The sequence below is a fragment of the Melioribacteraceae bacterium 4301-Me genome (assembly GCA_041538185.1).
GTDB lineage: Bacteria > Bacteroidota > Ignavibacteria > Ignavibacteriales > Melioribacteraceae > Pyranulibacter > Pyranulibacter aquaticus.
In genome coordinates this window covers 48,138-62,217 of record JBGORM010000001.1, presented here as the reverse complement: position 1 = coordinate 62,217, position 14,080 = coordinate 48,138, and the positions used below count along the sequence as shown (strand labels likewise).

Annotated in this window: 18 protein-coding genes; all 18 read left to right on the top strand. The window is 32.9% G+C overall.

The window, feature by feature from the left end:
- Positions 1-338: 338 nt before the first annotated feature.
- The 18 genes from ABRY23_00345 to ABRY23_00260 all read left to right on the top strand — a co-directional run bounded on the left by ABRY23_00345 (position 339) and on the right by ABRY23_00260 (position 14,064).
- Positions 339-566, top strand: coding sequence for a DUF2249 domain-containing protein (locus ABRY23_00345; GenBank protein ID MFA3781494.1), 228 nt, complete (start codon positions 339-341; stop codon positions 564-566).
- Between the two features lie 38 nt (positions 567-604).
- Positions 605-1,414 carry a DUF2249 domain-containing protein gene (locus ABRY23_00340; GenBank protein MFA3781493.1) on the top strand — a complete coding sequence of 270 codons (810 nt, stop codon included), beginning with the start codon at positions 605-607 and terminating at the stop codon, positions 1,412-1,414.
- A gap of 1 nt (position 1,415) precedes the next feature.
- Positions 1,416-2,681, top strand: a complete 1,266-nt coding sequence (locus ABRY23_00335; protein MFA3781492.1) for a cbb3-type cytochrome c oxidase subunit I — start codon at positions 1,416-1,418, stop codon at positions 2,679-2,681.
- Between the two features lie 3 nt (positions 2,682-2,684).
- Entirely contained in the window at positions 2,685-2,981 is a 297-nt protein-coding gene (locus ABRY23_00330) for a metal-sulfur cluster assembly factor (GenBank protein ID MFA3781491.1), read from the top strand.
- A 14-nt stretch (positions 2,982-2,995) separates the two neighbouring features.
- Positions 2,996-3,226 carry a 4Fe-4S binding protein gene (locus ABRY23_00325; protein MFA3781490.1) on the top strand — a complete coding sequence of 77 codons (231 nt, stop codon included), beginning with the start codon at positions 2,996-2,998 and terminating at the stop codon, positions 3,224-3,226.
- Positions 3,227-3,373: 147 nt separating this feature from the next.
- A complete protein-coding gene (locus ABRY23_00320) occupies positions 3,374-4,753 on the top strand; it encodes an NAD(P)/FAD-dependent oxidoreductase (protein MFA3781489.1) in 1,380 nt (459 codons plus the stop codon).
- A gap of 213 nt (positions 4,754-4,966) precedes the next feature.
- Positions 4,967-5,410 (top strand): hypothetical protein, encoded by a 444-nt coding sequence (locus ABRY23_00315; GenBank protein MFA3781488.1) that lies wholly within the window; start codon positions 4,967-4,969, stop codon positions 5,408-5,410.
- A 47-nt stretch (positions 5,411-5,457) separates the two neighbouring features.
- Positions 5,458-6,186, top strand: coding sequence for an iron-sulfur cluster repair di-iron protein (gene ric, locus ABRY23_00310; protein ID MFA3781487.1), 729 nt, complete (start codon positions 5,458-5,460; stop codon positions 6,184-6,186).
- A 124-nt stretch (positions 6,187-6,310) separates the two neighbouring features.
- Positions 6,311-7,726 carry a cbb3-type cytochrome c oxidase subunit I gene (locus tag ABRY23_00305; protein MFA3781486.1) on the top strand — a complete coding sequence of 472 codons (1,416 nt, stop codon included), beginning with the start codon at positions 6,311-6,313 and terminating at the stop codon, positions 7,724-7,726.
- Positions 7,723-8,691: a cbb3-type cytochrome c oxidase subunit II gene (locus ABRY23_00300; protein ID MFA3781485.1), complete on the top strand. Its 969-nt coding sequence runs from the start codon at positions 7,723-7,725 to the stop codon at positions 8,689-8,691. Before ABRY23_00305 ends, ABRY23_00300 begins: the two co-directional genes overlap by 4 nt.
- Positions 8,688-8,921 carry a hypothetical protein gene (locus ABRY23_00295; GenBank protein MFA3781484.1) on the top strand — a complete coding sequence of 78 codons (234 nt, stop codon included), beginning with the start codon at positions 8,688-8,690 and terminating at the stop codon, positions 8,919-8,921. The genes ABRY23_00300 and ABRY23_00295 overlap by 4 nt, the downstream gene beginning before the upstream one ends.
- On the top strand, positions 8,918-9,742 hold the full coding sequence (locus tag ABRY23_00290) for a cytochrome c (GenBank protein MFA3781483.1): 825 nt from the start codon (positions 8,918-8,920) through the stop codon (positions 9,740-9,742). The genes ABRY23_00295 and ABRY23_00290 overlap by 4 nt, the downstream gene beginning before the upstream one ends.
- A 48-nt stretch (positions 9,743-9,790) precedes the next feature.
- Positions 9,791-10,252 carry a carboxymuconolactone decarboxylase family protein gene (locus ABRY23_00285; GenBank protein MFA3781482.1) on the top strand — a complete coding sequence of 154 codons (462 nt, stop codon included), beginning with the start codon at positions 9,791-9,793 and terminating at the stop codon, positions 10,250-10,252.
- A 37-nt stretch (positions 10,253-10,289) separates the two neighbouring features.
- Positions 10,290-10,961, top strand: coding sequence for an FAD-binding oxidoreductase (locus ABRY23_00280; protein ID MFA3781481.1), 672 nt, complete (start codon positions 10,290-10,292; stop codon positions 10,959-10,961).
- 92 nt (positions 10,962-11,053) lie between these two features.
- Positions 11,054-12,469: a nicotinate phosphoribosyltransferase gene (locus ABRY23_00275; protein ID MFA3781480.1), complete on the top strand. Its 1,416-nt coding sequence runs from the start codon at positions 11,054-11,056 to the stop codon at positions 12,467-12,469.
- Between the two features lies 1 nt (position 12,470).
- Positions 12,471-13,013 carry a nicotinamidase gene (locus ABRY23_00270; GenBank protein ID MFA3781479.1) on the top strand — a complete coding sequence of 181 codons (543 nt, stop codon included), beginning with the start codon at positions 12,471-12,473 and terminating at the stop codon, positions 13,011-13,013.
- Between the two features lie 20 nt (positions 13,014-13,033).
- Positions 13,034-13,375 carry a DUF488 domain-containing protein gene (locus tag ABRY23_00265; GenBank protein MFA3781478.1) on the top strand — a complete coding sequence of 114 codons (342 nt, stop codon included), beginning with the start codon at positions 13,034-13,036 and terminating at the stop codon, positions 13,373-13,375.
- A gap of 101 nt (positions 13,376-13,476) precedes the next feature.
- A complete protein-coding gene (locus tag ABRY23_00260; GenBank protein ID MFA3781477.1) occupies positions 13,477-14,064 on the top strand; it encodes a TetR/AcrR family transcriptional regulator in 588 nt (195 codons plus the stop codon).
- Positions 14,065-14,080 lie beyond the last annotated feature (16 nt).

Below are 14,080 nucleotides of genomic sequence, written 5' to 3'. Positions count from 1 at the left end.
TAACAAAACTGCTCAAAAAAATCCACAACCTTATTACCCTATTAAGCCAAAAAATTAATAAAAGTTTATCACTTTGTAGTTAAAAATGTCCCACTAAGCTAAATGTAGAAAAACTATAACAAGGTATTACTTTTCAGCCTCTTGCCCAAAGTGTGGTAAATCGATTTGACGGCAGTGTTTAATATCGACCTGAAAGCAAATTCATTTTTTAGGAAATTTGATAACAGTATAAGAACACAATTAATAAAAGATATCAAATCTGACTTAAGTCAAAAAAATATAGGAATAGTCCGATTAGCTTTGGAACATAAATTTTACAAACAAAAAAAGGAGTAAAAATGGCAGTAAAAGAATTAGATATTCGTCCAGTCCCACCCCGTGAAAAACATCCCACAATATTTGCAACTTTTGATGCATTAAAAAACGGTGAGGGATTTCAATTAATAAATGATCACGACCCAATGCCATTGTATTATCAATTTAATGCTGAAAGACCGAATCAGTTTGAATGGGAATATGTTGAAAAAGGTCCTAATGTATGGCGTATTAATATTTTTAAAAAATAAATGGAAATTATGCAGAAAGAGTTGTAAATGGATACAGTATGATTACCAAAGAAATGAAAATATCGGAAGTACTTTCTGCGTACCCACAAACGCTAAATATTTTTGTGAGTGTTAGTCCACATTTTAAAAAGTTAAACAACAAAATTCTCAGAAAAGCATTAGCTAGCAGAGTAACTGTTGAACAAGCCGCATCAATTGCTAATGTGGACTTAAACACACTTCTTTTTGAATTAAATAAGTCAATTCAAAATTCATTCGAATCTATTAAAAGTTCTGCTAAAGATTTACAAAGTAATGCTACCATTATCCAAAAACCAAAATTTTTTGATGAAATTAATCCTGATAAAATCCTTAAGCTTGATGTTCGTCCTATTATTGACTCAGGGAAAGATCCTTTCATGGATATTATGACAAAAATAAATGAATTGAAAGATGATGAAATACTCTTAATCCTAAATTCTTTTGAACCCATACCCCTTTATTCTGTCCTTGGCAAAAAAGGATTTGAGCATTGGACCGAAAAAGAAAGAAATTTATTTAAAGTATACTTTTACAGAGGCCAAGGAAAAAATCAAAATGAAATTCCTAAAGAACAGAGGCCATCATTACAAGAAACTGATTTTAAAAAAATGATTGAGTTAGATGTAAGAGATCTTGTTCCGCCTGAACCAATGATGAAAATACTTGAAACTCTATCAAAAATAGATGAAAATACTGTACTTCTTGTGCATCATCATCGTGAACCTATGATGCTTTATCCAAAATTAGAAGAAAGAGGTTACGAAGCAATTTCCAATAAAATAGAAGAAAACTATTATAAAGTAATTATTACTAAAAAAAGAAATTAATATGAATCAAACCGGTAACATTGCGTCTGCATACTCACCACCTTTTAAGATTGTTGCAAAATATTTTATTGCCGGCATAATTGCTTTTATACTACTTAATTTACTTCTTTTATTTAACTATGAAGATATCGGCGGACATCATTTTCAACCCAAAATTCTTTCAATTACACACATTGCAACTTTGGGTTGGATTACAATGATTATCTTCGGCGCTATGTTTCAGCTTGTTCCGGTAATACTGGAAGTAAAATTGTTCAGTTCCAAATTAGCTGAAATCCAATTCTGGATTTTCGCTGCGGGTATAATCGGTTTGGTTTACAAGTTCTGGCATTTTAATTCTGCTTTAAGTTTTACCGCTCCAGCAATTCTTATTAATCTTGCAATGTACATTTTTATATTTAATATCATTGCCACAATGAAAAGTGTTAGGACATGGAATTTAACTGGGACGTATTTAGCGGCTGCATTATTTTACCTTTTTGTGACAGCAGTAGCTGGCTTATTATTAGCTGCAAATCTTGACCATCCTTATATTAGAATAAATCATCTTCAGTATTTAAATCTTCATGCCCACGTTGCATTTATAGGCTGGGTTTCTATGGTGGTAATGGGAGTAACATATAAATTAATCCCGATGTTCACCCTTTCTCACAATTTCAAATTGACACTGGCAAAAATTGCTTTTGTACTTATTAATATTGGCTTACTTGGTATTTCAACTATAATGCATTACAGTGAAACAACAATATTTTATTATATCTTTGTACCACTAATTGCTGTTGGTATTATTTTATTTCTATTCCAAGTTTTAGAGATTTTCAAAAAAAGAATTAGAAAGAAATTTGATGTGGGTATTAAATTTTCTTCTTTCGCTTATATTATCTTAGGTATTACTACTTTATTAGGCACTGTAATTGCTTTTATAGACTATCAAAGTATTATCAATCTTACATTAATCTATGGTTATATTATAATTTTTGGCTACCTTTCAATGCTGATAGTTGGACAAATGTACAAGATAGTTCCCTTTCTTGTCTGGTATCATAAATACAGCAGCAAAGTAGGTTTTGAAAATGTCCCAATGTTAAAAGATATGTTCAATGAGAAAATTGCATTAATTGAATTTTATTTTATGATGACCGGCTTAATATTAGCTACTATTTCATTTTCATTCCAAATTAATCAGTTATTATTAGTCTCATTTTTTTTGATGCTAATTAGTTCTGTAATTTTTGCAACAAACATGATTAAGATATTCTGGAGTTAAACAATGGATGAGAAAGAAAAAATACTTAACATACTAAGACATGTTATAGATCCAGAGATTGGTATTAACATTGTTGATTTGGGTCTAGTTTACGATATTGATATTTCCGAAAAGGAAATTACTGTGACAATGACTCTTACAACTCCAGGCTGCCCTATGCATGGAAGCATGCCAGAATGGGTTCATAATATGATTTCACTTTATGCACCGGACAAGAAGGTAAATGTTAATTTAGTTTGGGAACCAAAATGGTCACCAGAAAAAATGTCTGATGCAGCTAAAGAGCAATTAGGAATGTAAAGGGGAAAACTTCCATGAAAGCTATAATAACTGATGAGTGTATAAATTGCAGTGCCTGTGCTGTTGAATGCCCAACAGAAGCTATTTATCAACCAGGTAAAAAATGGCAGTTGGGGAAAAAATCTTTTGAACCAATTTCTAATGACCACTTTTTTATCGTCCTAGAAATATGCAACAGCTGCGTTGGACTTGACAATATAAAATGTATTGCTATTTGCCCAATGGATGCTATAAAAATAGTGTAGTTTATTTCGGTTTTCACTTTCGAGATGGTCTTGTTTACAAAATTTTAATTTCACTTTTAACAGATATCAATATTCAGCAGCTCGTATTTCAACGTATTGTTACTCATTTTTTTGGCAAAAGTATTTTGAGCAGTTATGAATGACCAAATGAAAAAATATATTGAAGATTTTACAAATGATTTTATGTTTATCCAATACAAGGGAAATGAACATATTATCGCAAGACAATTCTTCCGAGAAACATTTAACGAGCTTATCCCAAAATATTTTGAACCAAAAAAATCATATCCGCAAATAAAAGCACCCAACTTAATTAACGACCCCATACTGAAAAACATTGTTGTTATCGGTGCTGGTTACGGCGGACTTACAGCCGCACTTCGACTCGAAAGATTATTTAAAAAACATCCATTCTTTCAAGTTCATTTAATAGATAAACATCCATTTCATACTATTAAGACTCAACTCCACGAGGCGGCGGTACGTAAAACCGAAGTTTCAATTCCACTCTACAAAATTTTAAAGAATAGAAATATTCAATTTCATTTGGGAGAGGTAAATGATATTGATACCGAAAATAGGACAGTTCAGATTGACGAGAGGTTGCTGAACTACCAATTTTTAGTAATTGCAATCGGAAGCAAAGTAAATTACTACAATATTCCCGGTATGGCAGAGCATTCATTTGCATTGCAAACTTTATACGATGCAGAAAAAATTTACGAGCATATATCTTCTGTATGTGCACTATCGGCATCAGAAAAAGATGAAAATAAGATAAAAGAAAATCTTCGATTTGTTATTGGCGGAGGTGGTCTTTCAGGAGTTGAGTTTGCTGGTGAACTTGCAGACCATGTTTTAAAATGTATAACTGACTATAATGTTAATAAAAGCAATGTTGAAATTATTTTAATCGAAGCCGCTAATAGATTAGTCCCATTTATGAACGAGGAATTTTCTGAAAAAATAAAACAACGCTTGACTGATAAAGGCGTAAAAATTCTGTTGAATTCAAAAATTATTAAACGAACTGAAGATGAAATCTTTTTAGAAAATGGTACAGCAATTAAAACAAGAAATTTTATTTGGACCGGCGGAATTAGAGTATCAGATTTATTAAAGCGAGAAGGATTAAAAACCGGCCCTGCTGGCAGACTAATTGTTAACCAATACTTACAAGCAGAAGATAATAAATATGTCTATGCTATTGGTGACAGCGCTAATGCAATTAATCCTGTTACAGGCAAACCGGTTCCTGCTGCTGCTCAATTTGCCTTGCAGCAAGGAAGGTTAGTTGCAGAAAATATTTATGCTGAAATTTTTGGCAAACCTAAAAAAGTATATTACCCAAAAGTATTGGGCGAGGTTGTTAGTCTTGGTAAGCATCTTGCAATTGGCTGGTTAGCTCTTCCGATCTTAAAGAAAGTAACATTTGTAGGATTTCTTGGAAGATTACTAAAAACTGCAATCAGAGAAAAACATATTATTCTTTTAAGAAAGGAAAGCAGAAATTGGATTACATATTAAGATAATGCCGAAATATCATAACATTCCTGAAGATTATCTTAACTATTCTTTCAAAGAATATCTGTCTGCCTTTGCTAAGAGCAAAGCGGCGAAGCAAACTTAAAGATAAGTGAAAAAGGATAAATGAAATGCAAGAAGTAAAAAGAAAGGAGTAAGTGTAGTCATTGTAATATTTACAAAATCAGTAAAATCAGTCTGAAAGGAACTAAAAATATGAGTTATGAAATAAAGTATCCCTTTGCTTTGGCCTCTATTTTTATTTGGGTTGGTTTTGTTGGAGCAATAAGCTTTATGGAAGCTTGGCTTAAATTTAGGGCACCCGGAATTAGTTTGCCTTTGGGACTTGGCATTGGCAGACTAGTATTCAATGCATTGAATAAAGTTGAATGGGTATTGGCGTTTATAGTAATACTAAACTTAATAATTGCTGATGCTGAAATTTTCACGCTGAAAAGTGTTGCTTACTTTATACCAGTTATAATATTACTCCTTCAATCATTCTGGCTTTTACCAAAATTAGATGCAAGAGCAGAGCTTTATATTACAGGTCAAAATGTTCCAGAATCAAATGTGCATTTATTCTATATAATCTTTGAAATAGTTAAAGTAGTTTGCTTGTTTATTTATGCTGTAATGTTATTTAGGATAAACAATTAAAGAAATTCACAATGAAAAACAGTTAATAAAAAAACATGGAGAAAAATATGAATGACTTCGATAACAAAACCATAGCAGAGATAGTTGCTGAGGACTATAGAGCTGCAAAAATTTTCGAATCTTATAAAATAGATTTTTGTTGTAATGGCAATAAAAAATTCGACACCGCAGTAAAAGAAAAAAATATAGACCCTCAAAAAATTATTACTGAACTTACTTCACTGCAAAAAGATAATAACAACAATGCAGTTGATTTCAAGTCATGGCCTCTTGATTTGCTTGCAGATTATATCGAGAAAAAACATCATCGTTATATTGAGGAAAGAACCCCCGAAATAAAAGAATACCTTGCAAAACTATGTCAAGTACACGGCAATAATCATCCCGAACTGTTTGAAATAAATGATCTGTTTAATCAATCTGCCGGTCAGCTGGCAATGCACATGAAAAAAGAAGAACTGATTTTATTTCCATACATTAGAAAAATTGCCGCTGCTAAGCAAAAAAATGAAAAGGTAAATCCGCCACAATTTGGCTCGGTAGAAAATCCCATTAGCGCAATGATGATTGAGCATGATGTTGAAGGAGAGCGTTTTAAAAAAATTAATGAACTATCTAACAATTATATTGTACCAGATGATGGCTGCAATACTTATCAATTAACTTATTCTTTACTTAAAGAATTTGAAGAAGATTTGCACATTCATATTCATTTAGAAAATAATATTCTTTTCCCAAGTGCACTCAAGCTTGAAAAAGAAATGACTGCTGAATGAGAAATAAGTTGTATTATGATTGAGCATTCAAGTAAGCTAAAAGTAGAAAAATGACAATCCCGACAGATTCTGGAAAAGCAGTTTAAATTACTAATAGGTTGATTTGATAAGAAAGGAAAACACAATGGCTGTTGAAAGACCAATTGCACCAACAAAAGTTAAAATTGATGATTTAATAAATGAAGACGACCGTCTAACTAAACTTATCTACTCTTATCTTGTTTCAGCAACTGTGTGGCTTATATTTGGAACTTTTGTTGGCTTGTATCTGGCTATCAGGTTTATATACCCCGATTTTGGAGTTGCGCAATGGCTTTCCTTTGGAAGGTTAAGACCAATTCACACTAATGTTGTTTTCTGGGGATGGACTTCTCTTGCTATGATAGCATTAGCTTTATATGTTATTCCAAGAACTAGCCAAAGACCATTGTTTAGTATCTCACTTGCAAGAAGAGCTCTTTTTGTAATAAATGCTTCAATTTTAGTTGGAGTAATCTATTTATTTATGGGTTATAACAACGGTGGTCAAGAATATCGCGAGTTCATTTGGCCTGCTATGATGCTTTTTGCTCTCGGAGTAATTTCTCACACATTAAATTTTTATAAAACAATTGCTCTAAGGGGAACAAAAGAAATTTATATTTCAAACTGGTATATACTCGCTGCTTTTTTGTGGACAATAGTTGTTATTGTTATTGCTTACATTCCTTGGTACCAGAATGCTCTTGGTGAAACGGTGATTCAAGGCTACTATATGCATATGGGTGTTGGGATGTGGTTTACTCCTTTGGTATTAGGATTAACTTATTATTTTCTTCCGATGTTATTAAACAAACCAATTTACTCTTATTCACTTGGTGTGCTGGCATTCTGGACGCAAATGGTTTTCTATTCTCTAATTGGTGCTCATCATTTTGTATTTGCACCAATTCCATGGTGGCTTCAAACAGTTGCAATTGTTTTTAGTGTTGGTATGGTAATTACTTTAACTGCCGGAACAGGAAACTTCCTTTTAACTATGAAAGGCAGTTTCAGAAAAGTTGCCCGAAGTTATTCTTTGCCATTTATCCTTGTTGGAGTAATATTTTATTTTCTTGCATCGGCTCAAGGTTCCTTAGAAGCTTTAAGAGAATTTAATCAGTACTGGCATTTTACAAATTACACTATCGCCCATTCTCACTTAACAATGTACGGCTTTGTTGTATTTTTAATTTGGGGCGGTATTTATGCTTTATTACCAAGATTAACCGGAAAAGAACCATCACACTTATTGATTGGAATACATTTCTGGTTTGCACTTCTGGGATTGCTTATTTACGGATTTGCTTTAATGATTGGCGGAACTATGCAGGGTAAAAGCTGGATTGAAGGTTTGCCTTTTATTCATTCAGTAGAATTGATGATACCTTATTGGATTTGGCGGGCTGTTGGCGGAACTTTTATGTTTATTTCACATATCATTTTTGCATATAATTTGTATAAGATGAAACCATTGACACATTTACATAAAAAAGTTGATTTAGCAGGTGAACAAATATGAAATTAAATTTTAGTGAAAATCATAAACTACTGTTTAGTGTCGTTTTCTTTGGATTTGTTGCATTATCAATTTTAATTGCAATTATTCCCGCTATTGAAGTTAACTCAAACGATCCAATGTGCGGTGTAAATACATTAACCCCAGCTCAATTTAGAGGATTAAAAATTTATGTTTCGGAAGGATGTTTATACTGCCACACTCAACAAGTACGACCACTACCACTCGATAAAGTATTTGGAAGACCATCTTCCCCATTTGATTATTCTTACTTAACTCCACTTGATCAAATCAGAATGACCCCAGCAGTTTTAGGAAGTGAAAGAACAGGACCGGATTTAAGCAATATTGGTAATCGTCAACCAAGTGAAATTTGGCATCACATTCATCTATATAATCCTAGAGCTGTTGTTAAATCATCAATTATGCAAGCATATCCTTGGCTTTATGAAATAAAGGAAAATCCTGATTCAAATGATTTGGTAATTCCTGTCCCAGCTGAATATGCCCCTAAAAATGGAAAGGTTGTAGCAACTCAGAAGGCGAAAGATCTTGTGGCTTATCTTTTATTTCTAAAACAGAAGCCGATTGAAGGGATAAGTCAAGTTGAAGAATCATCAAGTAAAAATTTAACAGCAGCCAATAGAGGCGCACAGCTATATAATACAAATTGTGCAAGCTGCCATCAGCAAAATGGGGAAGGAATTCCAATGACATTTCCGCCGCTGAAAAATTCTGCAACTGTTAATTCAGAAAATATTGATAAACATATCAGAACAGTTTTGTTTGGGTTGAAAGGTGAAGCAATAAATGGAATTGTGTACCCTTCAGAAATGCCGGCTCAGAAAGATAATTTAACCGATGAACAAATTGCAGACATTATAAATTACGAACGAAGCAGCTGGGGAAATAACGGTAAAAAAATTACTGCTGATGATGTGAAGAAAATAAGAGCGGAGGGAAAATGATAAGCTCAATTCTTCAAAATATTTATTTCATCGTGATGTTTATATTACAACACGAAACTATGCAGCCTGTTAAAAAAGATTTTTGGTTTTACTTTGTTTATGTGGCTTCAACCCTAATTGTATTAGCAGTGATAATCTTAACAATAAAATATCTCATCAATCCAAAGGAAGAATCTAAAAACCATATTAAAAGAATAATTCTTGAAGATGAAGGAGAAAAGAAAAATTGAGTAATCTTTGGGACCAACAACAAAACAAAATTGAAGTTTACTTGGACGATAATAAAGAACCAATCGCTGTTTACAGTCCGCCTGCAAGATTTGAATTAGACACAACCACACTTGATGATGGCGAACATAAGCTTACAGTAATTGCTTATAGTGAAGATGGAAAGAAATCTGTAAGAGATGTAAAGTTTATTGTACGCAATGGTCCAGGAATTACAATACAGGGCTTAAAAGAAAACGATATTGTTGAAGGAAAAATTTCCCTTTTAGTCAACGCTTACGGTGCATCAGCAAAAGAAAAATGGGAGCCAACAACAGCTGAAACCCCCTCCCCCATTCCAAGCTGGATTTGGGTTTTATTCATTCTAATTGTTGCCTGGTCGATGTTTTATTTTATCAATCAATGGAATCCTCCGGAAGAATTTGCGAATACACCAACATATAAAAAACCGCAAATTACAGAAGTAACAAAAGAAGCCTCACAAAATCTTACTGCAATTAATGGAGCAGATATTTATAGAAAAAGCTGCTCAAGTTGTCATCAGGAAAATGGACAGGGATTAACAAATGTGTTTCCGCCACTGATGAGTGATGATGTAGTTAAAGCAAAAGATCCTACTGAGCATATTCGGATTGTATTGTTTGGATTGCAAGGTAAGGTAATAAACGGAATTAAATATTCCACGCCAATGCCAGCCTGGGCTGATCAGCTATCGGATGAAGAAGTTGCAGCAGTGGTAAATCATGAAAGAACAAGCTGGGGAAATAATGCACAGCTTGTACAAGCAAAAGATGTGCGAAAGGTAAGAGAAAATCGCAAATGAATATTTAATAAGTCACAAAATTTCGTTATTTATAGAAAGGAAATAATTATGCGATTACGTTGGTCTAAAACCTTACCCGAAGGTTATAAAGCTATGCTTGGTTTACAGAAAGTTGTAGATCAAAGTAAGATAGACCATAAACTTTTAGAACTAGTAAAAATCAGAGCATCACAAATTAATGGCTGCGCCCATTGCCTTGAAATGCATACTAAAGATGCATTGGCGCTTGGCGAAAACGACCAAAGAATTTATTTACTTTCTGCCTGGCGCGAAGCTCCTTTTTATTCCGAACGCGAAAGAGCTGCTCTCGCCTGGTGTGAAGCATTAACAAATTTACCGCAATCAGGGGCACCTGATGAAGTGTATGCGGAAGCTGAAAAGTTATTCACCCCAAAAGAACTTGTAGAATTAACTCTGGCAATCGTAGCAATAAATAGTTGGAATAGACTTGCAGTTGGTTTTAGATCTGAAGTCGGAAATTATGTTTCCAGATATAAAAAAAGTAAATGAGCAATTGTTTTTCTAAAACATAATTGAAAGGAACACAATGGCAGAACATAAGTTAAAAATTCTTGATACAAAAAACCTTACACACGATGTAAAATCATTAAAGGTAGAAAAACCTAAAGGATACAGTTTTATTCCCGGTCAAGCAACAGATGTTGCAATAAATAAACCTAAATTGGCAGAACAAAAACGTTCCTTTACATTTACATCGCTTAATGAGTGGGATTATCTTGAGTTTACAATAAAAATTTATAATGACCACAATGGTGTGACAAAAGAAATCGGGAAACTGAAACCGGGTGATGAACTAATTATTGATGATCCCTGGGGCGCAATCAGTTACAAAGGTGAAGGATATTTTATCGCCGGCGGAGCCGGTGTAACTCCTTTTATTGCAATCCTTCGGGAACTGAATTCTAAAAATCAACTTGGGAATAATAAACTGATTTTTGCAAATAAAACCGAGGCTGATATAATACACAAAGATGAATTCGAAAAAATGCTTGGCAAAAATTTTATAAATATTTTATCACATCAAAAATCCGACAAGTATCATTACGGATTTATTACTGAAGAATTCCTTAAATCAGTTGTCAATGATTTTAATAAGATGTTTTATTTATGTGGCCCACCGCCTATGATGAATGCATTGGAAAAAATATTTGATAATCTCGGTATTCCAGACAACCAAATTATTAAAGAAGAATTTTAACTAACGAGAAGAACATAAACGGTATAAATAAAGATAGTTTGTTTAAAAAATGATTAATAATTTAATGGACAAAAAAACAAGAAAATTTCGTAATGAATTTTTTTAAGGATAATATTGGACTTTATCTTGACTACTACGAACTGACAATGGCTCAAGGCTATTTTTTAACTGGGATAGGAAATCGCCAAGCAAATTTCGACTATTTTTTTAGAAACAATCCTTTCAACTCAGGTTATGCAATTTTTGCTGGGCTACAGGACATGCTCGAATTAATTAGTGAATTTACATACAACAATGGAGCAATTGATTTTTTACACAAACATGGATTCAAAAATGAATTTCTTGATTACTTAAAAAATTTCAAATTTTCCGGTAACATTTTTTCCGTGCCTGAAGGTGAAATCGTTTTCCCAAACGAACCATTGATTAGAGTTGAAGGTAGTATAATTGAAACTCAACTTCTCGAATCGATTATTTTAAATGTAATTAATTTCGAATCTCTTATTGCAACAAAAGCAAGGAGACTTAGATACTCAGCTGGCAAAAGAAAATTAGCTGACTTTGGTTTAAGGCGTGCTCAAGGATTTGCAGCTCTATTTGCCAGCAAAGCTGCAATTATTGGCGGAATGGATAACACATCAAATGTTTACAGTGCATTTATTTATGATTTAATTCCTACCGGTACCCAAGCTCATTCATGGATACAAAGCTTTGGGGACGAGCTCACAGCTTTCCGAAAATTTGCAGAACTCTACCCAGATAATTGCGTCTTGCTGGTCGATACTTACGATACTCTAAAAAGCGGCATCCCAAACGCAATCAAAATTGCTAAAGAAATGGAACAAAATGGACACAAACTTTCGGCAGTAAGATTAGATAGCGGCGACTTAGCTTATCTCTCGAAAAAAGCGCGTAAAATGCTTGACGAAGCCGAACTAAACTATGTTAAAATAATTGCTTCAAATCAACTGGATGAATATTTAATTAAAAGTCTTATTGAGCAAGGAGCACCAATTGATGCATTTGGAGTCGGTACAAATTTAATTACAGGCCAAAAAGACGCTGCTTTAGACGGTGTTTACAAGATAAGCACGATTAATAATAATCCAACTATCAAACTTTCAGAAGACGTTAGCAAGATAACACTGCCCGGCATAAAGAAAATTTATCGATACTTTAACGGTGAAAATAAATTCTATGCCGACTGCATAGCTTTGGAAAACGAAACTGATATCGACGTTATGCTTCATCCGCACGATATCTACAAAAAGTGCAAACTAAAAGATTTGCACTATGAATCTCTAACCGCACAGGTTTTCAAAAACGGAGCTCCATCAATAAACTTCAAATCAGTTAAAGAAATCGCAGCATATTCAGAGTATCGTTTCTCTCTTCTTCCAGATGAACATAAGAGATTTGAATTTCCGCATATTTATAAAGTCGGCTTGAGTCCTAATTTAAAACAATTACGCGATGAATTGATTACAAAAATGAAAGGAGGTGTCTGAAATGAAAGCTTTATTTATAGTTGACTTACAAAATGATTTTTGCCCAAACGGCGCTTTGCCAACACCAAAGGGAGATATTATAATTCCTGTAATTAACAAACTAATGGATAAATTCGATTTTGTTTTAGCATCAAAAGATTGGCATCCGGAAAATTCGGTTCATTTTAATAAATGGCCTAAACATTGCATTCAAAATTCTTATGGTGCTGAATTCCCAGAAGGTTTGAACTCAGAAAAAATTCATAAAGTATTTCTCAAAGGAACAGGTGATAAAGATGATGGATACTCAGCATTCGAAGCAACAAATGAAAATCTTGTAGATTATCTTAAAAGAAATAATATCGACGAATTTTATGTCACAGGATTAACTGCAGAATATTGCGTTAAACAAACAGTCCTTGATGCATTAAAAAATGGATTTAAAACATTCGTCATCAAAGATGGGGTTGAAGGAATTTATCAGAATGAAGGTGATGTTGAAAATGCATTTACTGAAATGGAAAAAGCTGGAGCTGTAATTATAACTTCTGATAAAATTTTATAAAAAAATACAAGAAAAATAAAATGATAAAAGTAAAACGTATTTACGAAAAACCATCAAAAGACGATGGCTATAGAATTCTTGTCGATAGACTCTGGGCAAGAGGATTAACAAAAGAAAAAGCAAAAATCGATTTATGGCTGAAAGAAATAGCTCCAAGCAACGAATTAAGAAAATGGTATAATCATGATCCTGAAAAGTGGGATTTGTTTAAAGAAAAGTATCGTGAAGAATTAAAAGGGAAAAAAGAATTTCTTGTACAAATAAAAAAGCTGGAAAAAGAACACAGAACAGTGACTCTCCTTTTTTCCTCAAAAGAAGAAAAACTTAATAATGCTGCTGCACTGTTAGAGTTTATTAAATAATAAGAGTAAAAATTGTGCTAATTTATTTAAAAAAGACTTGACAAGGAGTTACTTTTATTTTATATTTGTTAGTGAACGTTAACTAATTTTTAGAAATAAAGATGCCTCGTTTAAGTACTGAACAAAGACAAGAAATGATTATTGATGAAGCAATTAAAATTATTCATGCAGAAGGATACCGTTCATTTTCAATTAGAGAACTTGCAAAACGTGTCAAGATAAGCGAGCCTGCAATTTATCGTCATTTCCTTAATAAAGAAGATATTATTCTTGGTATTCTAAACAGAATGTTAGATTTTGACCATTTGCTGGAAAAAGAAATTCTTTCCAAAAAAACAGCGCAGAATAAATTAAGGCAGTTTATACAATTTCACTTTGATTTTCTTGAAAAAAACCATGAAATGACATCAATTTTATTTGCAGAAGACATATTTGACCAAAGTGATATATTACGTCAACGGCTTCTATTTATAATGCAGAAAAGAAGAAATTTACTAAGCACAGTAATCGAAGAAGGTAAAGCAAACGATGAAATAGTTGATGTTGATACTCAAGATTTACTCACAATAATTTTGGGGATGATTAGAATGATTGTTTTAGAATGGCGGCTGAGCAATTTTAACTTCTCGTTATCTCAGAGAGGAAAAGATGCAATAAAATCTTTAGATGAATTAATTTTTATGAAGTAATGAAATCAAAATTTTT